A 23338-nucleotide genomic window follows, 5' to 3' on the forward strand; every position below is an offset into this window, starting at 1 on the left:
CGGGCCGCGGCGCCAGTACGAGGACCGGTACAGGAACTGCCAGGTGTCCTCGATCCGGTGCGGGTCCTTGCCGATCAGCAGCTGCGCGACGTGCTCCTTCAAATAGGCGGCCACGGCGAGCTCGCGCCCGTTCAGGGTCGCGTCCCCGATCCCGGTCACGCCGTCCTCGGTGGTGATCCGCAGGGTCACGAAGTTCCGGGAGGGGCTGGTGACGAACACTTCAGCGGCAATGATTTTCACAACAGGTCCAGGCTTTCTTGGTCGGTGAATGTCGGGCGCGCCGGATAGCCGCCAATGTGGTTCAGCACGGGTGGTTCAGCACGGGGGGCTTAGCGCTGGGTGGTTCCGCCCGGCGTGGTCGCGAGCAGTGCCAGCTCCGCACGGCCGGGCAGGCCTTCCCAGTCCCCCTCGGTGCTGACGGCGAAGGCTCCCGCCAGGGCGCCGCGCTGCAGGCGGCCGGCGACGTCGGCGCCGTCGAGCAGGGCGGACAGGTAGCCGGCGGTGAAGGCATCCCCGGCGCCCACGGTATCGATGCTGGTCACAGGCACGGCGGGCACTTCCCACCGCCCGTCGGCGGTGTGGACACCGGCGCCGGCGGCGCCGCGCTTGACCACGACTTCGCGGACGCCGCGCTCCAGCAGTTCGGCGGCCATGGCTGTTTCGGCGGTATCTGCATCTGTATCGGCATCGCCGGGGTGCGGTGATCCCTCCGGGCCAGCTCCCACCGGGTCAGCGACCAGCCCGAGCTCATCGTCGGAGGCGATCACGATGCTGGCGTGCCGGGCGAGCGGCGAGAGCGCGGCGCGGGCCTCCTCCCGGGTCCAGAGCTTACTGCGGTAATTGACGTCGAGGGAGACCTCCATGCCTTCGGCGGCGGCGCGCTCGGCCGCGTACTCCACGGCCTTGCGGGCGTCGGGGCTGAGGGCGGCGGTGATGCCGGTCAGATGCAGGATCCGGGCCCCGGCCGCCAGGGCACGGTCCAGGTCCTCCCGGCCGAGGGTGGACCCGGCGGATCCGGCGCGGTAGTAGAAGGCCCGGGTGACATCCGCGGTGCGCTGTTCAAGGAACATCACCCCGGTGTTCCTTGCCGCGTCAATCCGGTGCCGCAGCCCGATCCCCTCGGCGCGCAGCTGCCGCAGAATGTACTCCCCGTGCGGGTCAGCGCCGACAACCCCGGCCCAGGTGACGCTGTGCCCGAGCCGGGCGACCCCGACGGCCACGTTCGATTCGGCCCCGGCCACGTGCATGCCGAGGCTGCCGCCGGCGGACAGCGGGCCGGTGGACCGCAGCGAGACCATGGACTCGCCAAACGTCAGCAGGTCGACGCCCTCCCCAGCCAAAGCCGGGCCGACGGCGGCCATCACCGCAGGCTCTCCGCGCGGGGGCGGCCGAACCCGGCGGCCAGGGTCACGAAACCGCGGGCCCGCTCCCGCATCGGGGCGAGGTCGCCGCCGGAGCCGGCATCGCCGAACAGCGGTCCGCCGAGCCCCACGGCAATGGCGCCGGCTTCCCAGTAGCCCTCGGCTTCATCCAGCCCGACGCCGCCGACGGCGATGAACGGGATCCCGGGGAACGGGTCGCGGAGCGCCTTGAGGTAGCCCGGACCGCCGATGGAAGCGGGGAAGAGCTTGACGGCCGTGGCGCCGCGGTTCATGGCTTCGTGGGCTTCGCTGGGTGTCAGCGCACCGGCGAGCACAGGCAGTGCCAGCCGGGCCGACTCGGCAATCGACTCTGCCAGCGACGGGGTCACCATGAACTGGCCGCCCGCCTCGGCGACGCGGGCAACGTCCCGGGCCGTCAGCACCGTTCCGGCACCGACGAAGCAGCCCGCGGGGGCGGCCGCGCGGACTTCCCGGATGGCTTCAAGGGCCCGCGGCGTGGTGAGCGCTATTTCGACATACCGGAAGCCCTCCTCCATCGCCGCGAGGGCTGCCTTCGCGGCGGCCGCGCCGTCCGTGCCGCGCACAATGGCCACCAGCCGGCTTTCCTGGATCCCGGCCAGCAGCAGTTCGGGCGTCAGGGTGTTCTCCATGTCAGGCTTCTCCTTCGGGGCAAATACGTCGGGGCAACTACGTCGGGGCAACAGGTCCGGTCCCAGCGTTCCGGCGTTCACCACTCGGCGAAGGCGCCGTCGGGGTGCCGCCAGACGGGACCGCGCCAGGCGTGCCCGCGCTTGTCCGCGGCCCGGACCACGGTCTCGTCGATCTCGATGCCCAGGCCCGGGCCGGTGAGCCGTTCGATGTGTCCGTCCACGAACTTCAGCGGGGACTTGTCCACGACGTAGTCCAGGACTTCGGCGCCCTGGTTGTAATGGATGCCGATGCTTTGCTCCTGGATCAGGAAGTTGGGCGTCGCGAAGCCCACCTGCAGGCAGGCGGCGAGCGCCAGCGGGCCCAGCGGGCAGTGCGGGGCGAGCTGGACCTCGTAGATTTCGGCGAGCGAGGCGATTTTGCGGACCTCGGTGATGCCGCCGGCGTGGGAGAGGTCCGGCTGGGCCACGGCGATGCCGGCCTGCAGCGCGGGCAGGAATTCCTGCCGGCTGTAGAGCCGCTCACCGGTGGAGACCGGCGTCGTCGTGGAGGATGTGAACTCGCGCAGCAGGTGCGTGTTTTCCGGGACCACCGGCTCTTCGAGGAAGAAGGGCCGGTACGGTTCCAGCAGCGGCGCCACCCGGCGGGCGTTGGCGAGGCTGAAGCGGCCGTGGAAGTCCACGGCCACGTCGCGGTGGTCGCCGAGGACCTCGCGGGCGGCGGCGACGCGGCGGACGACGCCGTCGAGCTCGGCCACGGAGGCGATGGGGCTCATCCGGCCGCTGGCGTTCATCTTGACCGCCGTCAGGCCGACCTCCAGCTGCGCGCTGATCTGGTCCGCCACCTCATTGGGCTCATCCCCGCCCACCCAGCCGTACATCCGGATCCGGTCCCGGACATGGCCGCCGAGAAGCTGGTGCACGGGCGTGTTGAAGTGCTTGCCGGCGATGTCCCAGAGGGCCTGGTCCAGGCCGGACACGGCGCTGGCCAGGATGGGCCCGCCGCGGTAGAAGGACCCTTTGGTCATGACCTGCCAGTGGTCCTCGATCCGGAGCGCGTCGTTGCCGATGAGCAGCTCGGAGAGCTGGTCGACGGCGGTGCGCACGGTTTCGCTGCGGCCTTCGCAGCTCGCCTCGCCCCAGCCGACGATCCCGCTGTCCGTCTCGATCCGGACGAAGAGCCAGCGCGGAGCGACGAGGAACGTTTCAATCCTGCTGATGAGTGTCATCTGTTGCCTAGCCCTTGGTCGCGCCGGCGGTCATGCCGGAGACGATGTACTTCTGCGTGAAGAGCGCAATGATCATGATCGGAATAGTGACCACGGTGGCGGCCGCCATGAGTCCGCCCCAGTCGATACTGGCGTAGGAGACGAAGTCGAAGATCGCGACCGGCAGGGTCTTGGTCTTGGAGCCCGAGAGCACCAGGGCGAACATGAAGTTGTTCCACGAGAAGATGAAGGACAGGATGCCGGCGGTGGCCATGCCGGCGACGGAGAGCGGCAGGGTGATGCGGCGGAAGGCGCCGATCGGGGTGAGGCCGTCCACCTGGGCCGACTCCTCCAGCTCCAGCGGCAGGGAATCGAAGTAGCTCATCATGATGTACACGATCAGCGGCAGCGCGACGAACATGTGGCTGAGGATCAGCACCTCGAAGCCACCCACCATCTTCAGGTTGGAGAAGACGTAGTACCAGGGCACCAGCAGGGAGACGCCGGGGATGACGCGGGCCATCAGGACCACAAGGGCCGAGCGGTGCATCGTGAACCGGCTCATGGCGTAGGCGGCGGGCACGCCCAGGACCAGCGACAGGGCAGTGGAGACGAAGGCCACCCAGAAGCTGTTGAAGATGAAGACGAAGTAGTTGTTCCGCTGCAGCACATTGGCGTAGTTCTCGAACGTGGGCGTGAACAGGAACGACTTGCCGGTGTCGTAGATGTCCACGTTGGTCTTGAGGGATGCCAGCAGCATCCAGAACAGCGGGGCGATCAGGAACAGCACCACGGCCACCAGTGCCGCCACGCGGAACACCTTGTACGCGCGGGTGCCCAGCGGCTTCCGGGGGCGCGGCGCCGGTGTGGGCCGGGCGGGGTCTGCGGTCCGGGGCTCGGTGTTTTCTGTGTTTTCTGTCAGTACGGTCATTTGCTTACCGCTTTCTTGCGCATGGTCAGCAGCCACATGGAGCCGATGATGATCATGAAGAACAGGATCAGCACCGCGGAGGAGAGCCCGTACTGGTTGTAGTCGAAGCTCAGCCCGTAGGCGTAGACGTTGAGCGTTTCCACTTCGTGGAAGGACCCGCCGCCCTTGCCCTTGGTGGCGTAGAGGATGTCGAAGGTCTTCAGGGCGTCGATGCCCCGGAGCAGGATGGCGACGATCACGGTCGGCATCATGAGGGGCAGCGTGATGAAGAAAAAGCGCTGGAAGGCGTTGGCGCCGTCCATCCGGGCCGCCTCGTCGGGTTCCTCGGAGAGCGAGGTCAGTCCGGCCAGGAGGATCAGGACCACCATGGGGGTCCACTGCCACACGTCCATGAAGATGGTGGTGCCGAGCGCCGTGTCCTGGCCGGAGAGCCAGGGCTGGGCGGGAATCCCGACCATGCCGAGCAGCTGGTTGACGAAGCCGATGTTGGGATCGAAGATCAGCCGCCACATCATGCCGACGGCCACGGGAGTGGCGACGAGCGGGAGCAGGATGGCCACGCGGACCCATTTTTCGCCGCGGAACGGGCGCCACAGCAGCAGCGCAATGCACATGCCGAGGACCACTTCGCAGACAAGGGCAACGCCGGTGAAGCTCAGCGTGCGGCCGACGGCGGGCCAGAAGCGTTCGACGTCGGAGAGGACCGTGAGGTAGTTCTGCACGCCGACAAAATCGGAGGCCGCCCGGACCGAGCCCTGCGAATCGGTCAGGCTCAGGTACAGGGTCCAGCCGAGGGGGAAAACGATCAGGACGCCGACGAAGATCATGGCGGGGGCAGCGAAGAGCCATTTGCGGTGCCGGTTGGCCCAGCCGGAGAAGTTCTCGCGTGCACCGGGGGTGCGGGCGCCCTTGCGGCCGGACGGCGGCTGGGTCTGGGCGCTGCGGGGAGTGGTCAATACAGACATGGTTCACCTAAGGAGTTGGGGGTGAAGTGAAAAGCTGGCCGCGGCGGGACGGCATCGGACCGCCGTCCCGCCGGGCTGTTTGGTGCCCAGGCGCAGTGCTCAGGCGCGAAGCCTGGCTGGCGCGCCGGGGGCGCTACTTCTTTTCGCTGTCCAGGAACTTCTGGAAGGCGTCGTGCGCCGTGTCGGCTGCGGCGGACGAGTCAGAGCCGGTGATAGTGGCGACGATCGGGCCGCCCACGATTTCGCGGGCCTTGCCTACGGTGACAACCTCGGGACGGTCGTGCCCGACGCCGTTCTTGGCGCTGGCGGAGATGGCCTCGGCGAGGTCCTTCGGGTAGGTGGAGGTGCCGGCCTGGTCTGCCCAGACCGAGGCGCGGGGTCCGGGGACTCCGGCCTTCTGTGCCTCGAGGGTGCGTTCCTTGCTGGTGGCCCACTGGATGAACTTCCAGGCGTTGTCCTGGTTGCTGGATGCCTGGTTGATGGCGAGGCCCCAGGACGGGATGTTGTACGGCTTGGAGCCGGCGGGGCCGGCGGGCAGTGCTGCGAAGCCGACGGTGTCGGCGACCTTGGACTTGGCCGGGTCGGTGGCGTTCTTGTAGAGCGAGTCGGCCTCCGTGTAGAAGGCGGCCTTGCCCTGGGTGAAGATCGCCATTGCCTCGGGCCAGCTCATGTCGGTGCTGACGTTGGCGGGGCCGTAGTTCTTGATCAGGCCGCCGTAGAACGCGTAGGCCTTCTTCGCAGCGTCGGAGTTGACGGCGGACTTGCCGCTGGCGTCGGTGAAGTCGCCGCCGAAGCTGTACAGGAAGCTGGAGAACTGGGTGACGGCGGCGGACTTGCCGGTGCGGGCCACGAAGCCGGCCGTGCCCGGGGAGGAAGCCTTGATGGCCTTGGCCGCGGCTTCGAGCTCGTCCATGGTCTTGGGAACCTCCAGGCCGGCGGCCTTCAGCAGGTCCTTGCGGTAGTAGAGGACTTCGCGCTCGGTGATGATCGGGACGCCGACCACCTTGCCGTCAGCGGTGGTGGCCTTGACCGGGCCCTCCTGGTAGTCCTTCCAGTCCCACGCGGCGTCCGAGGAGACCTTGGACGTCAGGTCCGCGAGGTAGCCGTTCTTCGCGAACGCCTTTCCTTCCTGGAGCGGGCGGTACATCATGACGTCGATCTCGTCGCTGCCGGCGTTGAGCTTGACGTTGTACTGGTCCGAGAGCTGGTCTTCGCCCAGCTGGGTCAGTTCGACCTTGAGCCCGCTGGACTTCTCGAATTCCGGAATGGCTGCCTTGATGCCCTCGGTCCAGACATGGTTGGCGAGGGTGACCCGGACGGTGCCGGAGGTCTTGGCGTCGGCGCTGCCGCTGGCCCCGCCGCAGGCAGTCAGGCCCAGGGAAAGGACGGCGGCGACGGCCGCGTACTTCGCAATTGAACGTCGCTTCATTACGACTTCCTTTGGTTTTCAGGGCTGGGCGTCTCTGTCCAGCCGGCTGCAAATGCATCTTTACATCTGCTCTGGAAGTGATCTTAGGTAAATAAAGCAGATTTATACAAGACCTTGGGGGCTCCCAGTATGATTTATTTATGAAAACTCCAAAGGCGGAGCCAACAGCAGACCTGCACGCCGTGCTGCTCCAGAACCTGGGGCTTGCCATCGCCGAAGGGACGCTGGCACCGCACTCGATCCTTCGCCTGGACGAGATTGAGGCCCGGCACAACGTCTCCCGGTCCGTGGTGCGGGAAGCCACCCGCGTGCTGTCCTCCAAGGGGATGCTGGAGTCGCGGCGGCGGCTGGGGACGGTGGTGCAGCCGGAGGAATCGTGGAATGCGTACGACCCGCAGGTAATCCGCTGGCGGCTGGCCTCGTCAAAGCGGCTGGAGCAGCTGCAGGCCCTGAACGAGCTCCGCGGGGCAATCGAACCGGCGGCCGCCCGCCTCGCCGCCGGGAGGGCTTCCTGGGATGCCGGGAGCGACCTCGTCTCGCTGGCCGCACGGCTGTGGGCATCCGGCCAGCGCGGAGACCGGGACGAGTTCCTGCGGCTCGACATCGAATTCCACGCGTCAGTACTCCGGGCCTCCGGCAACGCCATGTTCGCCCAGCTGCATAACCTGGTCACCGAGGTCCTGACCGGGCGCACCCAGCACGGCCTCATGCCGCACTTGCCACACCACGAGGCCCTGCAGCTGCACGTCGATGTGGCCAGCGCCATTCAGCGCGGCGAGGCGGACGCCGCGCACGCCGCCATGAGCAGGATCGTGGAGCAGTCCACGGAGGAAATGGGCGACATCTGGTCCAGCTATCATGCCGGCGGCCCCGCCTCCCCGGAAGGGCAGCACTCCCCCGAATGACAGCGCGGGGTCACTTCCGGCCCATCGCCACCCCCCGGACCGGCGCTAAGTGACCCCGCGTTGCCTTGTTAGCCCGTTGCCTTGTTAGCGGCCGCCCTCGAGCTTCCGGCTGCGCTGTTCCTGGGCCATCGGCCCGTACGGATAGACTCCGACGCGCGGCCGGCTGGCCTCGGTCAGCCGCTCCGTCTCCCCCGCGGTGAGCCGCAGATCCGCGGCCGCGAGATTGTCCGCCAGCTGCGCGGTGGTGCGGGCGCCCAGGATCACCGAGGTGACCGCCGGCCGGTCCGCCAGCCAGGCCAGCGCCACCTGGGAAGGGCTCACGCCGTGGCGCCCGGCGGTCTGCTCCACCTCGGCAATCACGTCCCAGGTGCGCGGATCGGCGTTGCGGGCCTCCCAGGCCTCCATCCCCCGTTTCGGGTTCTCGCCCAGACGGGTGGCCCCGGCCGGCGGCTGGTCGCGCTTGTACTTGCCGGACAGCCACCCGCCGCCCAGCGGCGACCATGGCAGCAGACCGATCCCGGCGTCGAGTGCGGCCGGCACAATTTCCGACTCGATCTCACGGACCAGCAGGCTGTACTGCGGCTGCAGCGTCACCGGGGCACTCCAGCCATGTGCCTTCGCCACATGGACCGCTTTGGTCAACTGCCAGCCCAGGAAGTTGGAGAAGCCGTAGTAGGCGATTTTGCCGCTGGTTACGGCGTCGTGCAGGAACCGGAGGGTCTCCTCGAGGGGCGTAACAGGGTCCCACGCGTGCAGCTGGTAGAGATCGATCTGTTCCACGCCGAGCCGGCGCAGCGAGTCATCGAGTGCCCGGACAAGGTGCCGGCGGGAGGTTCCGACGTCGTTGGGGGCCTGGCCCATCGGGAAGCGGCCCTTCGTGGCCACCACCGCCCGGTCCCGGACCTCGGCCCGGTCCGCCAGCCACCGGCCGATGATTTCCTCCGACACCCCCGAGCTGTAGACGTCGGCGGTGTCGATGAAGTTGCCGCCCGCCGCGAAGTAGTCATCCAGAATCGCGCGGGATTGCTCCTCGGTGGCCTCGGCGCCAAAAGTCATGGTGCCCAGCGCATAGTTGGAGACGACGGCGCCGCTGTTGCCCAGGGTGCGGTATTGCATGGAGCTCCTCAAGTTGGGGTCAGTCTTCAGTGGGGGTGGTGCGCAGCGGGTGGTAATTCCGCCAGGTGTGCTCCGGCGCGTAACCCAGCAGCCGTTTGGCCTTGTCGATCGAGAGCATGGTCTCGTGCTCGGCCAGGTCCTTGACCACTTTGACGTTCGGGAACACCTCGGCGGCCAGGCTGGCGCTGGAGCGGCTCATCACCGTGTCCTCGTTGGCGATGATGTACGCCTCGAACCCGGGCTTACCGTGCTCCAGGGCTCGGGCCACGGCCTGGGCGCCGTCCCGGCCGTCAATGTAGCCCCAGAGATTCCACTTGCGCGCCCGCGCGTCGTGGTCGAAGGAGGGGAATTCCTCATAGTCCTCCGGGTCCATCACATTGGAGAACCGCAGGCCGGTGATGCTCAGGACCGGGTCCCAGCGGGTCAGCTGGATGGCCATCTGCTCCTCAAGGTGTTTGACCAGGGAGTACGTGCTTTCCGGCCGGGCGGGGTAGTCCTCGTCCACCGGGATGTAGGGAGGGTCGACGTCGAAAGGCAACCCCAGCACCGTCTCACTGGACGCGTAGACGATTTTCTTGATCCCGGCCCGCCGGGCAGCCTGGAACACGTTGTAGGTGGACTGCATGTTGTTCTCGAAGGTGGCGGCATCCGGGGCATGTCCCGGTGCGGGAATCGCGGCCAGGTGCACCACGGCGTCAAAGCCGGCATGGCGGTCCTCCAGGCCGAGGAACACGTCCACCACCTGGCCGTAGTTGCGCAGGTCCACCTCCGTGAAGCCCGGGCCGCGCACACCGGTGCGGTCAAGGTTGGTCACCTCGTGCCCGTCATCGCTGAGCCGCCGCACGACGTTTCGGCCCAGCTTTCCGCTTCCTCCGGTAACAGCAACTTTCATCAGGAACTCCTCGGGTGGCAGGCTCGGCTGACCGTCATGGTCAGGCCGGGGGGCCGGCACCTGCTCCGGTGCCGGCGGTCACCGTTCCACCCTAAGCGGAGGCGGCCACGGTGCCCAGCCCCGCGTGACTTTCGGCCCTAGGCAGTCCCGGGGGGCAGGGGCAAGGCTGGGGACCATGAACGGTGATCAGCGCATTGTCGTGGGTGTGGACGGTTCCGAGTTTTCGACGACGGCGCTCCGCCTCGCCGGGCGCATGTCCACCGCTCTGAACATCCCGTTGGAAGTCATCACATGCCTGGGAACTTCCGATTTCTTCCTGGCCTCCCACCTGCCCGAGGACAGAACGCCCACCCTCGATGAGCTGGAGGAGACCGCCGAACGCCTCGTGGACCAGGCACTGGAGCGGGCCTTCGGCGAATCGCGTCCGGAAGGACTTACCCGCTCGGTCAAGTTCGGGGCGCCCGCCAAGGTCCTGGTCGAGGAAAGCCAGCACGCCGAAATGCTCGTGGTGGGCCGGCGCGGCAAGGGCGGCTTCCTCCATCAGGTCATGGGCTCGGTGAGCGCGGCCGTCGCGGCCCACTCCCACTGCCCGGTGGTGGTGGTCGGGCCGGAATCGGACGACCCCAGGGGCCGGACCAGCGCATGAGGTCCCTCGCGTGAGCGGTCAGCACGTCCCCGGCCGGTTGCGCGGACCGCTCGCGGCGCTGGCTGCGGCATCGGCGGGCGCAGCCTACGTCCTGGCTGTCCGGCCGCGGCTCCTGCGCTGGGGGGCTACCACCCAGGAGGCCGCCGGCCCGCTCGCCGGGGACGAGATCGTGCCCGCCCCGCGCATGCAAAGCACCCGCGCGATCACTATTGCGGCCCCGGTGGCAGAGGTCTGGCCGTGGCTTGTCCAGATGGGCGCCGGGCGGGGCGGCTTCTACTCCTACGACTGGCTCGAACGCGGCGCGGGTCTGGGCATCCGGAGTGCGGACCGGATTCTCCCGGAGCTGCAACGCCTGAAAGTTGGCGACGTCGTTCCGCTGTCCCCCGACGGCGGCCTTCCGGTCCGGCTCATCCAGTCCGGGGCGGCGCTGGGGCTGGGCGGAACCATCGATCTGCGCACGGGGAGGATGTCGCCGGCAGGGGTCCGCCCCATCGGGCGCCGGCTGGACGTCGGCTGGACGTTCGTGTTGCGACCTGCTGGGCCCCAGGCCACCAGGCTGCTGTCCCGCACCCGGTACGACTTTTCGCCCCTGGCGGAGGGTCTGGCCCTGCGTGCACTGCTGGAACCGGTGCAGTTCCTGATGGAACGGCGGATGCTCCTGGGGATCCGGTCCAGGGGAGAGGGCCGCCGGCGCTAGGGTCCGCGGGATTCGTGGTCCCGGCCCTCCCCGGTTCTGGCCACCTCAGACGCCCGCGGCCCCTCAGACGCCCGCGGCCCGCGCGCCGGCACCGTTCGGGGGCAGCAGGTAGTCGACAAACCAGTCCCGCGCCAGGATGGCCGCCGCCGCGAGCGTGCCCGGCTCTTCAAACAAGTGCGTTGCCCCCTGCACGACGGCGAGCTGGCTGGGACTGCGCATCATCGCCTTCGCCCGGCGGTTCAGTTCCAGGACCTCGTGGTCCAGGCTCCCCACAATCAGGAGCGTGGGCGCCTTGACGGCGGACAACCGCGGGCCGGCGAGGTCGGGGCGGCCGCCGCGGGACACGACAGCCGCGATCCGCGCCGACGGCTCCGACGCCGCCCACAGCGCAGCCCCGGCTCCCGTGCTCGCACCGAAGTACCCCAGAGCGCAGGAGGCCGTGTCCGCCCGGGTGGAAAGCCAGTCCGTTGCCGAGGACAGCCTGCGGGCCAGGAGTTCGATGTCAAAGACGTTGGCGCGGTGGCGCTCCTCCGCCGGCGTCAGCAGGTCCAGCAGCAGCGTGCCGAGACCGGCCTGCTGCAGGACGCCGGCCACGTACCGGTTCCGGGGGCTGTGGCGGCTGCTGCCGCTGCCATGGGCGAACAGCACCACGGCGCTGGCCGGCACCGGAAGGTGCAGCTGGGCCTGGAGCCGCACCGCGCGGGACGGGATCTCCACTTCCTCGTCGACGTCGGCGGCAGTGCCGGCGCGGGTCGCCGTCGAGGTCCAGAAGGGCGGCGGTGCGGCCTCGACGCGTTTGGCCGCAAGATCGAGCAGGCGCAACACCTCGTCGTCGTCAGTCGGCGAGAAGTCCCGGTAGTGGTATCCGACGGCGGTGAACTGGCGCGGCGTCGCCAGGCAGACCACTTCGTCCGGTTCCGTCAGGTCGGCGAGGGTCTCGGCGGGGGCAACCGGAACGGCCAGGATCACGCGGGCCGCACCCTGTTTGCGGGCGACCCGGCAGGCCACGCGGGCGGTGGAGCCGGTGGCGATCCCGTCGTCGACGATCACCGCGATGCGTCCGGTCAGGTCGTGCCGGGTCCGGCCCTTCCGGAACAGGACCACCCGGTTTTCCAGCACGCCGCGTTCGCGTTCTTCAACAGCCTGGAGTTCCGCACCGCTGATCCGCGCATGGGCCAGGACCTCCTCGTCCAGGACTTTGGCGCCGCCTTCACCGATAGCCCCCATGGCGAGCTCGGGCTGGTAGGGAAGCCCAAGTTTCCGCACCACAATCACATCCAGGGGAGCATCCAGGGCGGCGGCGACTTCGAAGGCCACAGGCACGCCGCCGCGCGGCAGGCCCAGGACCACAATGTCCTGGCCACGCAATTCCGCCAGACGCCTGCCGAGCTGCCTGCCGGCGTCGACCCTGTCTTCAAAAATGCTCATGGGCTATGGCTTTCAAGTCGAAGCGTGGGCCATCGGCCATCAGTCGTGTGCTGCTGAAACTGGTGCGCTCCTACGAGTTCCCCTAACCCGAACAGGACCAGGTGGCCGCTGACTCCAACTATCCGCCCGCGCCCGAAACCCTGTGAGGGCCTTTATGCCCGAGTTTGCGTCGGCGGCGCCAGCCCGGGCCACGGTGGACGAGCAGCGGCCTGGCCGCCGGGATGCTGAAGCGGGCGGCCCGGCGGGCGATGCGGTGGGTCTGGCCGCGGTGCCGGAGCGCCGCCGGCTCGCGTGAGACAGGCTGCTGGGCGGCCCGGGAGTAGAACCAGACTTTCGCCATTTCCACCAGCACCAGGTACACCACTGCCATCCCGAGCAGGGCGAGGAAGAACGGCACAGGCAGCGGATCGAAGCCCAGCACGCCGGCCAGGGGCGAGAACGGCAGGTACACCCCGAGGGCCACCACGCCCAGGGAGGCCCCGACCAGGCCAAGCGACGGCCTGCTCCGGAAGAAGGGCACTCGCCGGGTCCTGATGACGAAGATGATCAGCGTCTGCGTCACGATGGACTCGATGAACCAGCCGGCCCGGAATTCGCCCGGAACCGCGTCGAAGACGAAAAGCATGAGGGCGAAGGTCGCGAAGTCGAAGATGGAGCTGATGGGGCCAAACAGGAACATGAAACGCCGGATGAAGCCGATGTCCCAGTGCGATGGGGCCACCAGCTGTTCCTTGTCCACCCGGTCGCCCGGAATGGCCAGCTGGCCGGCATCGTAGAGCAGGTTGTTGAGCAGAATCTGGCCCGGCAGCATGGGCAGGAAACTCAACACCACGGAGGCCGTGGCCGCGCTGAACATGTTGCCGAAGTTGCTGGACGTGCCCATGAGAACGTACTTGATGGTGTTGGCGAAGATCCGCCGGCCTTCCATGACGCCCTCGGCCAACACCCCCAGGTCCTTGTCGAGCAGCACGACGTCGGCGGCGTCCTTGGCGACGTCGGTGGCGCTGTCGACCGAGATGCCGATGTCCGCGGCATGCAGCGCGAGGGCGTCGTTGACGCCGTCGCCCATGAACCCGACGGCGCCGCCGCTTAGCCGCAGCAGCCGGATGATCCGAGCCTTCTGTTCGGGCGACACGCGGGCGAAGATGCTCGCCTCCCGTGCGGCGGCGGCCAGCTCCGGATCGGACATGGCCTCCACGGCGGCGCCGCTGAGCGTCCCGCCGGAGAGCACGCCGAGTTCGTCACAGACCTTTTCGGCGACCTTGGCGTTGTCGCCGGTGGCGATCTTGACCGTAATGCCGAGCGCCTCGAGCTGGTCAAGGGAGGCCCGTGCATTGGCTTTGGGCCGGTCCAGGAAGATGAGGAAACCGGCGAGGATCAGGTCCTTCTCGTCGGGCGGCGTCAGGTCCTCCAGGCCGCCAGCGGGTCGCGTTCCGACAGCCACCACCCGGGATCCGGCGTCGAACTGCTTGTCCAGCATCGCCTGCACGTCCGCCGGCGTGCCCACGCAGAGCGCCAGGACATCTTCCGGCGAGCCCTTTGTGATGATGCGGGCAGGTCCGTTCGCTTCGCGCACCAGCACGCTGGTCCGGCGGCGCTGGTGGTCGAAGTCTATGACGTCCAGGCGTTCGTAGCGCTCCGGCCGGAAGCCCGCCGCGTCGGGTGATTCCCAGAGGGCTGCATCCAGGGGGTTCAGGCCGACCGTGGAGAGCCGCGCCTCGGCGTAGTCGGCCTCTGTCGCCAGCAGTCCGAGCGTGAGCAGCTCGGCGGGCTCGATGCCCGCGCCGACGGGCAGCGCGGTGGTGAAGCTGATCCGGCCCTCGGTCAGCGTCCCGGTCTTGTCCGTGACCAGGATGTCCATGTCGCCCAGGTCCTCGATGCAGACCAGGCGCTTCACCAGGACCTTGCGCCGGGCCAGCTGCCGGGTGCCCGTGGCCAGGCTGGTGCTGACCACCGCGGGCAGCAGCTGCGGAGTGATGCCGACCGCGATCGCCAGGGAGAACAGCAGGGATTCGATCACGGGCCGGTGCAGCAGCAGGTTCGCGACGAAGATGAGCGAGCTCAGTCCGATGGCCACTTGCAGCAGCAGGAAGGAGAACCGTTTGAGGCCCAGCTGGAACTCGGTCTGCGGCTGCCGTTCGCCCAGGCCCAGTGCAATCCGGCCGAATTCCGCCCGGCCTCCGGTGGCTACCACCACTGCCGTGCAGCTGCCGGACTGGAGCACGGTCCCCATGAAGACGCAGCTGGTCAGGTCCGCCAGCGGGGCATCCTGCGGCACGGGCGCAGGATCCTTGGCGACCGGCAGCGATTCCCCGGTCAGGATGCTTTCATCACACAGGAGGTCCTTGGCCGTCAGCACCCGCATGTCCGCCGGAATGATCGCGCCGATCCCCAGGTGGACGACGTCGCCGGGCACCAGCGCGGTGACGTCGATTTCGCCCGGACTTCCGTCGCGGACGACGACGGCGCGGTGCGTGACGCGGGAATGCAAGGCCTCCGCAGCGCGTTCGGCCCGGTATTCGTTGCTGAACCCCAGCCCGACGCTGACCAGCAGGATCACGCCGATGACGATCGCGTTCGTGGCGTCCCCGAGAAACAGTGAAAGCCCGGCGGTGATGAGCAGGAGGAGCAGGATGGGGCTTGCCAGCTGCCGGCCCAGCACCGACCACCCGCTGGCCATGTGGGTCCGCACCGCATTCGGCCCTATTTCCGTCAGGCGCCTGCCCGCTTCGGCACCCGTCAGTCCGTTCCCGCCCGAGCCCAGCTCGGCCAACACGGCGCCAACAGGCCGGCCCGCGGCGCGGGCGATCGCCAGCGGGGCGGAGGGTAAGTCCTTGACGTCCAGCTCTGGCATACGGAATCCGTTCGCGACATTTCGCCTAAGGCACAGCTTATGCCCGGGACGAACGGTTCAGGAGCCGTCCGGCCCGGAGCCCTGTGTGGAACCTGCGTTTCCCGGATGTATATACTCTCCCGGTACGGTTTTGCAGCGAGCCGTTGGATTGTTCTTCGATCCGGCCGCTGCCGTATCCGCCCCTTGCCGCGGTGGGAAGCTCGGCCGGGTCGTCTTGACCTGAGTGAAACGGCACAACAGATAAGTGGTCAGCGAGTCAACCGCAAATTCAATAAACCAGCAGCTGCATGAACTGGTGCTCAGCAGCTCCGACGTCGAGGACTTCCTCTGGGAGCTGGCCCGCGTATCCGCGCGCAGCCTGTCCGAGCCCGGGGACGAGATCCTGTGCGGCATCACGCTTCTTCGGGAAAAGAAGGCGGCCACCGTCGCGAGCAGCAGCCCCGCCGCGCAGGCCATGGACGAAATCCAGTACACCTTCGGTGACGGCCCTTGCATGACGGCTTCCCGGGAACAGGTAACCGTCCACGTTGAGGACCTTGAACTCGATGGCCGTTGGCCGCAGTACGCCGCGGCGGTGCGGGGGCACGGCTTCCGGTCGATCCTGGCGCTGCCGTTCCTGCTGGAAGGCGAGACCCGGGCCGCCCTGAACCTCTATTCGCACCGGCCGGGCCGGTTCGATCACCGCGCCACGGAGCTGGCCCGTGACTTCGTCCACCAGACGTCCATGGCGCTGCGCCTCGCCGTCCGGTTCGCGCACAGCAGCGATACAGCCGCCAACCTCAAGGCCACCCTGGAGACGCGGACCGTGATCGACGTCGCCGTCGGCATCATCATGGCGCAGAACCGCTGCAGCCAGGACGAGGCGTTCGAGCTCCTGAAGTCGGCCTCGAGCGCCCGGAACATCAAGCTCCACGCCGTCGCGGCCGGGGTGGTCGAGTCACTCGGGCAGGGCCCCACCCGGACCCACTTCGACGTCTAACCCCGGCCCCGAGCAGCCAGTGCGGTCAGGCCGGGCTTCCGGGCAGCGGCTCGCCCGCCGCCGCGCCAAGGCCCGTGAACGCCAGAATGCCGTCCCGCACTTCGAGGGCCCGGTTGTGCTGGACGACATGCCCGGTTCCCTGCACTTCCAGCAGCCGCCCGCGGCTGGCGAGCCCGGCCAGCCGGCGGCACCAGTCTGCATCCGCGATGGGGTCGTTGGCGCCGCGCACCACGAGGACCGGTGCGCTGACGCCGGCGATCTTCTGTTCCATCGGGTACTCCATCATGACCTGCAGGGTCTTGAAGTACCAGGACGGGCCGCAACGCAGGTAGTCGGTGAAAACCAAGGCGTTCGAGGAGGGACTCTCGTAGAACAGGCAGTCACGGCCCAGCGCCAGGCCCATCTGTGCCACGGATCCGTGCCTGGGGTCCACCACGGGACCCATCAGCACCACATTCGAGATCTGTTCCGGCTGCTGAAGGGCCGCTTCCAGAGCCATCTGTGTTCCCATTGAGTGCCCCACCAGCACTATTTCCGCCACGCCAAGCTGTTCCATGACGCCGAGGATGTAACGGGCGTGGTCGGCAATGGACAGCTGGTACGCGGGCTTGGGGGTGGCACCGAATCCCGGCAGGTCGATTGAGTAGGTCTCCCTCGACCCGGCCAGGAGCCGGTGCAGCCGGCGCAGGTAGCGGTGTGACGCGCCGATTCCGTGGATGAGCACGACGGCGGGCGCGGACCCGCCGGCCATTTCGCGCGAGGCGAAGACGTGGCCGGCGTGGCCCGCGGCTGAAATCTCCAGGCGGACCGGACCGGTCATGCTGTAAACGACCGCGGCGGGGAGCACGGGTACAGGAGGGACCGCGTGGCAGCTGCCGGGGTCATGAAGGGCTCGTTTCGTCGCCGGGTGGTCAGCCCATTCTAGTAAGCCTGCTGGCTAGAACCCTGACGCCGTGCGGGGCGGCCGGCCCTTCAGGATGATCGGGCGGATCAGTTGTCCCGTTTGTCCCGCTCCTCGAACTCCTCATCGAGGTCATAGTGCCGGAATTCCGTCTCCGGATTCGGCTCGCCCTCCACCACGTACTCATAGTCCAGTTGGCGCTCGACTTGGCTGTCGAGGACCTGAAGATCCTTGTCCGGCAACTTGCTGAGATCCTCCGGGAAGTCATCTTCCGGGCTGAGGTGCAGCTTCTCGGTCATTGCATGGCTCCCTTGGCCAGGGGATGGACTCGCGCTTGCACTGTCCTGGCTGCATTCAGGATAGCCCTTACTGCCGGCGCGGCCGAGGGCCCGTTTTAGGCGGGCTCGGAGCCTACGTTTACCAGCCAGTCCACACCAAACCGGTCCTTGCACATGCCGAAGACGTCGCCCCAGGGTGCCTTCTCCAGCGGCATGGCGACTGTGCCGCCATCGGCCAGCTTGTCGAAGTAGCCGCGGAGCTCAGCTTCGTTGGCACCGCTCAGGGACACGGAAAAGTTGTTGCCCGCGGTGTAGTCCATGCTGTTGGGCGTGTCCGCGCCCATCAGCACCATGCCGGCGTCCGTCCTGAGCTGGGCATGCATGATTTTCTCCTGCTCCGCCGGGTCTTCGCTGGCGTGGTATTCGGCGAAGGTACTCATGGTCAGTTCCCCGCCGAACACCGACTGGTAGAAGGTCATGGCGTCTTTCGCGTTGTCGCGGAAGCCGAGGTAGGGATTGAGCGTAGTCATGTCCGAAACTCCTTGCTGTTGGGGGCGCCGGCCGGGCGGCAACGACGACGGTGCACGGTACAGGGCATATCCTGCCGCAAAACCAACAGCGTGGGTAGGTGTTCGGCCGCGGAACCGGGCAGCCGGCGACTAAGCAGGTGAACGGCCGGCCGAATGCGTCCGACGGCGGCCGGTGCCGCCGTCGGACGCTGCGGCGGGATTGCGGCTACGGCGTCTGGCCTGCGTGCTCGCCTTCGGCGATTTCCTCAAGGAGTTTGGCGTTGAAGGCCGGAAGGTCACGCGGGCTGCGGCTGGTCACCAGGCCCTGGTCCACCACGACCTGTTCGTCAGTCCAGATCGCGCCGGCATTCCTCAGGTCCGTCTGCAGCGTGTGGTAGGAAGTCAGGTTCCTGCCGCTGACCACGCCGGCGTCGATGAGCAGCCACGGGCCGTGGCAGATGGCGGCGACGGGCTTGTGCTGCTCGAAGAAGGCACGCGTGAACGCCTGGGCCTCCTTGTCGACCCTGAGGTGATCGGCGTTGACCACGCCGCCGGGGATGACCAGGGCGTGGAAATCGGCGGCGTCGGCCCGCCCCACGGCGAGGTCGACGGCGAACCGCTGTCCCTTTTCGGTGCCGTCATAGCCCTGCAGCTCTCCGCTCTTCGGCGAGACCAGGGTGGGCACGCCGCCGGCTTCCTTGACGGCATCCCACGGGCTGGTCAGCTCCACTTGCTCCACACCGTCCGTCAGCAGGAACGCGACTTTCTTGCCGGAAAGATTGTGCTCTGACATGTGTCCTCCTCGTGCCGGGCGCGGGCCGGGCAACATTCGTTCAGTGCCGGCGCCACGCGCAGTGTCCCACTTGGTTTGCAGTGTTAACTCTAGAAAGCCGCCAAGTCGTAAGCAAGCTGATGATGCATTGCAGGGCTCCCGCCGGCACAGGACGGGAAGCTGAGAGAATGGGCCCATGGAAGTCGCTTTCGGGCTGCTGGCCCTCGTCGCCGTCGTCTGTGCCTGCAGCGCACTGGGCCAAAGGATCAACATCTCCGTCCCCCTGCTGCTGGTGCTGGCCGGCGTGGTGTGCTCGTTCCTGCCGTTCGTTCCGACCATCGAGCTGAACCCCGAAATCGTTCTGGTCGGGCTGTTGCCGCCGCTGCTCTATGCGGCGGCGCTGCAGACCTCGCTGTTCGATTTCCGTTCCAACCGCCGCTCCATCGGCCTGTTGTCGGTCGGCTACGTCATTTTCGGCACCGTCAGCGTCGGGCTGGTGGTCGCCTGGCTGTTTCCCGAGATCCCGCTGGCGGCCGCCATGGCCCTGGGCGCCGTCGTCGCGCCCCCTGACGCCGTGGCGGCGACGGCGATTGCGCGAAAGGTGGGCATGCCCCGCCGGGTTGTCACCATCCTGGAGGGCGAATCGCTGGTCAACGACGCCACGGCGCTGGTCTGCCTGCGTGCTGCCATCGCCGCGATCGCCGGAGTTGTCTCCGCCGCGGAGATTGCCGGCGGCTTCGTCCTGGCGGTTGGCGGGGGCGTGGCGGTGGGCGTTGCCGCGGCCTTCGTGCTCACAGCGCTCCGCAAGCGGATCCGCAACGTGGCCATCAACACTTCCACTTCCCTGATCGCCCCGCTTGTCGCCTACCTCCCGGCGGAAGCGATCCACGCCTCCGGCGTCCTGGCCGTCGTCGTCACCGGGCTGATCATGGGGACCAAGGCGCCGTCCATGCCAAACGGGGCGGCACGGCTGAGCCAGCGCAGCAATTGGCACACGGTCCAGTTCCTGCTGGAGAACTCCGTTTTCCTGCTGATCGGGCTGCAGGTCCGGACCATCATCGAGGGCGTCCGGGATGACTCGCTGGGGCCGGAACGGATCTGGTTCGGCTGTGCCGCCGTGCTGCTGGCCGTGCTGGTCCTGCGCCCGGTCTGGGTCTTCCCCGCAACGTACCTGCCGCGGCTCATTCCCGCGGTCCGGCGCAAGGATCCCGCGCCGCCCTGGCAATTTCCGGCGATCGTCTCCTGGGCCGGCATGCGCGGCGTGGTGACGCTTGCCGCCGTCCTGGTCCTGCCGGCGGAGCTGGAGCACCGGTCGGTCCTGATCCTGATGGCCCTCGTGGTGGTGGCCGGCACGCTGACCCTGCAGGGTTTCACGCTCCCGGCGCTGGTCCGGTTGCTGCGCGTGAAGGGACCGGACCCGCGCGAGGACGCGCTCAACGAGGCGTCGCTGATGCAGATGGCGACGGCGGCTGGCGTGCAGCGGCTCCAGGAACTGCGTTCGGACGCCGATCCCCCCGAAGTCGTGGCGATGCTCAAACGGCGCACCCAGGAGCGCGGGCTGGCCGCATGGGAGCGGCTGGGCCGGCCGTCCGCCGAAGCCGCCACCCCCAGCCAGCGGTACGCCCAACTCCGGCTGGCGATGCTGGACGCCGAGCGCACCAAGGTCCTCGAGCTGCGGCGCGGCGGCGGATACGCGCACGAGGTCCTGGTCAACGTCCTTGACCGCCTCGACGTCGAAGAGTCCATGCTGGACGCCGCACTGGAGGAACCGGACGCGGACGGCAGCGGCGGCGAGGGAATCGCCCGGCCCCGCGGCGTTTGTCCGCACCTGGAGTCCGCCCCCGATCTCACCGTCCCGTCTGGCCCCTTCTGCGAGGCGTGCGAACGGGAGGGGACGACGACGGTGCATCTGCGGATGTGCCTGCAGTGCGGCAACGTGGCCTGCTGCGATTCCTCGCCGGGAACCCACGCGTACAAACACTTCCAGCTCAGCGGCCACCCCGTCATGCGCAGCGTCGAGCCCGGCGAGGACTGGCGCTGGTGCTACCCGGACGAACTTCTTGGCTAGGCCGCAGGCGCCGGCCAGTGCCGTCCGGCGTCGGTCCCGGGCGCCCCTGTTCACCGCACCATCCCCTCCGTAGGCTGGAAGGGGACCTGCTGGAAGTGGACCCTGCGAAGAGAAGGCTGTCTGCCGCCGTCGGACGAAAAGAGGACACCATGGACAATCAAGACATCCTGGAGCGCATCAAGGCCCTGGTGGAGGAGGAACACGGCCTCCGCGAAGGCTCAACCCAGTCTGGCGGGACCGGAGGCCCGGACATCCTCCGGCTGCAGCAGGTGGAAGAACAACTGGATCAGTGCTGGGACCTGCTCCGCCAGCGGCGCGCGAAAAAAGACTATGGCGAGAACCCCGACGAGGCGGAAGTGCGGCCGGTCAGCGAGGTCGAAGGCTACCAAAGCTAGCCCCCGGGCCCTGACCTGACAGGCAGGCAGGCAGGCAGGCAGTCCATGCTGATCGCGCTGCTGGGAGACGTCATGCTGGGCCGGCTGGTGAACCGGCACCTGGCAGCGGCCAGGCCTGCCTATCCGTGGGGCGACACGCTGGCGGTCCTGAAGCAGGCGGACGTCCGCATCGCCAACCTCGAGTGTGTCCTGGCGGCCGGCGGCGAGCCCGAACCCGGCAAGATCTTCCATTTCCGCTCGGACCCGAAGAACGTCGCCAGCCTCCTCGCGGCCGGGATCGACGTCGTCTCGCTCGCCAACAACCACGTCCTGGATTTCGGCCAGGACGCGTTCGGGGAGATGCTGCCGGCGCTGGATGGCTGCGGCATCCTCCATGCCGGGGCCGGCCCCGACCTGGAGGCCGCCCGCCGCCCGGCCGTGTGGCGCGTGGGCGCCGTCGCCGTCGGATTCATTGCCTTCACGGACAACGAGCCCGGCTGGGAGGCGGGCACCGCGGCTCCCGGGGTCTACTACGTCCCGGTAGACGACGTTCCCGTCGATGACGCCGGCCGGCGCCGCGGGACACGATTGGACGGACTCTTGGAACTGGTCGCCAGGACCAAGGCCCGCGTCCAGGTCCTCATCGTGTCAGCCCATTGGGGCGGCAACTGGGGCTACGACGTCCCGGCCGGGCACCTGGACCTTGCCCGGGACCTCATCGAGGCCGGGGCCGACGTCGTGTTCGGCCACTCGCCGCACATATTTCGCGGCGTCGGCATCCACCGGAACCGTCCCATCATCTTCAGCGCCGGGGACTTCATTGACGACTACGCTGTGGACCCGGTCGAGCGCAATGACCAGTCTTTCGTGTTCATGCTCGACACCGACGCCGGCGCACCCCGAACGCTTCGGCTGCATCCGACCATCATCGACGGATTCCAGGCGCGACTGGCCCGCGGATCGGCACCCGGCATTGCCGCCCGGATGCAGCGGCTGAGCGGTCCGCTGGGCACGCTGGGCTACTGGAACGCCTCCGGCCGCTGCCTGGAGATTCCGCTGGACCAAAACTGAATCGCTGTAGTGGGCCAGCCGGCGGGCTGATTGTCAGACTGGTTGCTTGCCGGGCCGGCTGCTTACCAGGGCGGCCGAGACCTCCCTGTTGACGGCGGGCATGATCTCCGTGGCCAGCAGTTCAATCGACCGGGCCGTCTCGGCAAAGGGTAGGCCGCCCAGTCCGATCTGGGCCAGGTATCGCGAGTTCCCCAGAGTCTGGTGGATCTCCAGGAGCTTCTCGGTGATCTGCTGCGGGCTCCCCACCAGCAACCCGCCGCCGGGCTCGGTCCAGGAATCGAAGGTGGATCGGGGGAAGTGGTCTACGGGTCGCGGCATGTTTTGTTCGAAGTAGGCCCGGTAGTAGGGGTAGAACGTGTCGCGCGCCTGCTGTGACGTCGGCGCCGCGTAGAAGTGACCGCCGGCCCCCACCGGCAGCGCGCCGGCATCGTGGCCGGCCTCGGCAGCGCTCTCGCGGTAGAGCTCAACAAGGCGGCGGAAGCGGGCCGGCCCTGACAGCAGGGCGATGAAAAGAGGAAGCCCGAGCCTGCCCGCCCGGGAAAAACTGGCCGGGGTGCCACCGACGCCCACCCAGACTGGCAGCTTCGCCTGCACCGGGCGCGGGGCGATGTCCATGTCCGGGATGCTCTGAGTCAGTCTTCCGGCCCACTGCACTGTGGAGTTGTCCCGGGCGTTGTCCCGCAGTTCCAGCAGCAGGCGCAGCTTCTCATCAAACAGGGCGTCGTAGTCGTCGAGCTTGTGGCCGAACAATGGATACGACTCCACGAACGCGCCGCGGCCCGCAATGATCTCGGCCCGGCCGTCGGAGATCAGGTCCAGAGTGGCGAACTGTTCAAAGAGCCGCACGGGGTCCTGGGTGGAGAGCACCGTCACGGCCGTGCCCAGCCGGAGATTGGATGTTTCCCGGGCGATCGCGGCCAGGACGACTTCCGGGGCCGAGAGGGCGAAGTCGCGCCGATGATGCTCCCCCAACCCCAGGAAACCGAGGCCCGCCTGATCGGCCAGCTTGGCGAGTTCGATGATCTCTTTTAGCCGCTGCTGCGGGGACAGCGCGATGCCGGTGCTGCTATCGCGGGTGAGCTCGCCGAAAGTGAAGATACCAAAGTCCATATTTATTGAACATTCAATTATTTGAATTCATTCCTGGCCTACCCGGCAGCATCAAAACCGGCTGGTGATTGAGGTCCCGTTTACATTTCTGAAACATGCCGGTCACGCGAACTTCACGCCGTCGCGATTCCCGTAACGTGCCCGCAACTTTTCGCCTCACTCCCGGAAACATGGCT

Annotated in this window: 22 protein-coding genes and 1 pseudogene; 7 read left to right on the forward strand and 16 right to left on the reverse strand. The window is 68.0% G+C overall.

The window, feature by feature from the left end; genetic code table 11:
• The 7 genes and pseudogenes from AC1D1A_RS13425 to AC1D1A_RS13455 form a co-directional block, all read right to left on the reverse strand.
• A pseudogene (locus tag AC1D1A_RS13425) lies at nucleotides 1-240 on the reverse strand (bifunctional D-altronate/D-mannonate dehydratase); the annotation flags it as partial.
• Between the two features lie 89 nt (nucleotides 241-329).
• Nucleotides 330-1361, reverse strand: a complete 1032-nt coding sequence (locus AC1D1A_RS13430) for a sugar kinase (RefSeq protein ID WP_476871357.1) — start codon at nucleotides 1359-1361, stop codon at nucleotides 330-332.
• The gene (locus AC1D1A_RS13435; RefSeq protein ID WP_476851730.1) at nucleotides 1361-2032 is read right to left on the reverse strand and encodes a bifunctional 4-hydroxy-2-oxoglutarate aldolase/2-dehydro-3-deoxy-phosphogluconate aldolase; all 672 of its coding nucleotides are present in this window, start codon (nucleotides 2030-2032) and stop codon (nucleotides 1361-1363) included. Before AC1D1A_RS13435 ends, AC1D1A_RS13430 begins: the two co-directional genes overlap by 1 nt.
• Before the next feature lie 77 nt (nucleotides 2033-2109).
• Nucleotides 2110-3258, reverse strand: a complete 1149-nt coding sequence (gene dgoD, locus AC1D1A_RS13440; protein WP_476947915.1) for a galactonate dehydratase — start codon at nucleotides 3256-3258, stop codon at nucleotides 2110-2112.
• A 7-nt stretch (nucleotides 3259-3265) separates the two neighbouring features.
• Nucleotides 3266-4168 (reverse strand): carbohydrate ABC transporter permease, encoded by a 903-nt coding sequence (locus AC1D1A_RS13445; RefSeq protein WP_476857978.1) that lies wholly within the window; start codon nucleotides 4166-4168, stop codon nucleotides 3266-3268.
• Nucleotides 4165-5133 (reverse strand): carbohydrate ABC transporter permease, encoded by a 969-nt coding sequence (locus AC1D1A_RS13450; RefSeq protein WP_476851732.1) that lies wholly within the window; start codon nucleotides 5131-5133, stop codon nucleotides 4165-4167. The genes AC1D1A_RS13445 and AC1D1A_RS13450 overlap by 4 nt, the downstream gene beginning before the upstream one ends.
• A 133-nt stretch (nucleotides 5134-5266) precedes the next feature.
• Nucleotides 5267-6562: an ABC transporter substrate-binding protein gene (locus tag AC1D1A_RS13455; RefSeq protein ID WP_223913573.1), complete on the reverse strand. Its 1296-nt coding sequence runs from the start codon at nucleotides 6560-6562 to the stop codon at nucleotides 5267-5269.
• Between the two features lie 140 nt (nucleotides 6563-6702).
• On the opposite strand from AC1D1A_RS13455, the gene AC1D1A_RS13460 reads away from it, so the two are divergent.
• Nucleotides 6703-7467: a FadR/GntR family transcriptional regulator gene (locus AC1D1A_RS13460; protein ID WP_476857979.1), complete on the forward strand. Its 765-nt coding sequence runs from the start codon at nucleotides 6703-6705 to the stop codon at nucleotides 7465-7467.
• Between the two features lie 84 nt (nucleotides 7468-7551).
• Here AC1D1A_RS13460 and AC1D1A_RS13465 read toward each other — a convergent pair whose 3' ends face one another.
• Together AC1D1A_RS13465 and AC1D1A_RS13470 are read right to left on the reverse strand one after the other, a co-directional pair.
• On the reverse strand, nucleotides 7552-8583 hold the full coding sequence (locus tag AC1D1A_RS13465) for an aldo/keto reductase (protein WP_476851734.1): 1032 nt from the start codon (nucleotides 8581-8583) through the stop codon (nucleotides 7552-7554).
• A 19-nt stretch (nucleotides 8584-8602) separates the two neighbouring features.
• The gene (locus tag AC1D1A_RS13470; RefSeq protein ID WP_476947916.1) at nucleotides 8603-9475 is read right to left on the reverse strand and encodes an NAD-dependent epimerase/dehydratase family protein; all 873 of its coding nucleotides are present in this window, start codon (nucleotides 9473-9475) and stop codon (nucleotides 8603-8605) included.
• Between the two features lie 175 nt (nucleotides 9476-9650).
• Here AC1D1A_RS13470 and AC1D1A_RS13475 point away from each other — a divergent pair, with 175 nt between their 5' ends.
• Together AC1D1A_RS13475 and AC1D1A_RS13480 are read left to right on the forward strand one after the other, a co-directional pair.
• On the forward strand, nucleotides 9651-10121 hold the full coding sequence (locus AC1D1A_RS13475; protein ID WP_223913569.1) for a universal stress protein: 471 nt from the start codon (nucleotides 9651-9653) through the stop codon (nucleotides 10119-10121).
• A gap of 10 nt (nucleotides 10122-10131) precedes the next feature.
• Nucleotides 10132-10818 (forward strand): SRPBCC family protein, encoded by a 687-nt coding sequence (locus AC1D1A_RS13480; protein ID WP_476947917.1) that lies wholly within the window; start codon nucleotides 10132-10134, stop codon nucleotides 10816-10818.
• A gap of 63 nt (nucleotides 10819-10881) precedes the next feature.
• Here AC1D1A_RS13480 and AC1D1A_RS13485 read toward each other — a convergent pair whose 3' ends face one another.
• Nucleotides 10882-12246, reverse strand: coding sequence for a phosphoribosyltransferase family protein (locus AC1D1A_RS13485; RefSeq protein WP_476873386.1), 1365 nt, complete (start codon nucleotides 12244-12246; stop codon nucleotides 10882-10884).
• A 118-nt stretch (nucleotides 12247-12364) separates the two neighbouring features.
• Nucleotides 12365-15100, reverse strand: a complete 2736-nt coding sequence (gene mgtA / locus AC1D1A_RS13490) for a magnesium-translocating P-type ATPase (RefSeq protein ID WP_476947918.1) — start codon at nucleotides 15098-15100, stop codon at nucleotides 12365-12367.
• A 244-nt stretch (nucleotides 15101-15344) separates the two neighbouring features.
• Between mgtA and AC1D1A_RS13495 the strand changes: the two genes are divergently transcribed.
• A complete protein-coding gene (locus AC1D1A_RS13495) occupies nucleotides 15345-16079 on the forward strand; it encodes a GAF and ANTAR domain-containing protein (RefSeq protein ID WP_476947919.1) in 735 nt (244 codons plus the stop codon).
• Nucleotides 16080-16104: 25 nt separating this feature from the next.
• Here AC1D1A_RS13495 and AC1D1A_RS13500 read toward each other — a convergent pair whose 3' ends face one another.
• The 4 genes from AC1D1A_RS13500 to AC1D1A_RS13515 form a co-directional block, all read right to left on the reverse strand.
• Nucleotides 16105-16926, reverse strand: coding sequence for an alpha/beta fold hydrolase (locus AC1D1A_RS13500; protein WP_476947920.1), 822 nt, complete (start codon nucleotides 16924-16926; stop codon nucleotides 16105-16107).
• A 143-nt stretch (nucleotides 16927-17069) separates the two neighbouring features.
• On the reverse strand, nucleotides 17070-17279 hold the full coding sequence (locus AC1D1A_RS13505; RefSeq protein ID WP_028276113.1) for a hypothetical protein: 210 nt from the start codon (nucleotides 17277-17279) through the stop codon (nucleotides 17070-17072).
• Between the two features lie 95 nt (nucleotides 17280-17374).
• Nucleotides 17375-17788, reverse strand: a complete 414-nt coding sequence (locus AC1D1A_RS13510) for a VOC family protein (RefSeq protein WP_476857984.1) — start codon at nucleotides 17786-17788, stop codon at nucleotides 17375-17377.
• 205 nt (nucleotides 17789-17993) lie between these two features.
• Nucleotides 17994-18560 (reverse strand): type 1 glutamine amidotransferase domain-containing protein, encoded by a 567-nt coding sequence (locus tag AC1D1A_RS13515; protein ID WP_476857985.1) that lies wholly within the window; start codon nucleotides 18558-18560, stop codon nucleotides 17994-17996.
• A 175-nt stretch (nucleotides 18561-18735) separates the two neighbouring features.
• Here AC1D1A_RS13515 and AC1D1A_RS13520 point away from each other — a divergent pair, with 175 nt between their 5' ends.
• From AC1D1A_RS13520 to AC1D1A_RS13530, 3 genes are all read left to right on the forward strand, one after another.
• Complete coding sequence (locus AC1D1A_RS13520) at nucleotides 18736-20607, forward strand: Na+/H+ antiporter (protein WP_476947921.1); 1872 nt, start codon at nucleotides 18736-18738, stop codon at nucleotides 20605-20607.
• A 149-nt stretch (nucleotides 20608-20756) separates the two neighbouring features.
• Nucleotides 20757-21002: a DUF2630 family protein gene (locus AC1D1A_RS13525; RefSeq protein ID WP_223913561.1), complete on the forward strand. Its 246-nt coding sequence runs from the start codon at nucleotides 20757-20759 to the stop codon at nucleotides 21000-21002.
• A gap of 45 nt (nucleotides 21003-21047) precedes the next feature.
• Entirely contained in the window at nucleotides 21048-22052 is a 1005-nt protein-coding gene (locus AC1D1A_RS13530) for a CapA family protein (RefSeq protein ID WP_476857987.1), read from the forward strand.
• A 33-nt stretch (nucleotides 22053-22085) separates the two neighbouring features.
• On the opposite strand, the gene AC1D1A_RS13535 is transcribed toward AC1D1A_RS13530, so the two are convergent.
• On the reverse strand, nucleotides 22086-23162 hold the full coding sequence (locus AC1D1A_RS13535) for an LLM class flavin-dependent oxidoreductase (protein WP_476857988.1): 1077 nt from the start codon (nucleotides 23160-23162) through the stop codon (nucleotides 22086-22088).
• Nucleotides 23163-23338: the final 176 nt, after the last annotated feature.

It is taken from the genome of Arthrobacter sp. P1_B9 (assembly GCF_056406495.1).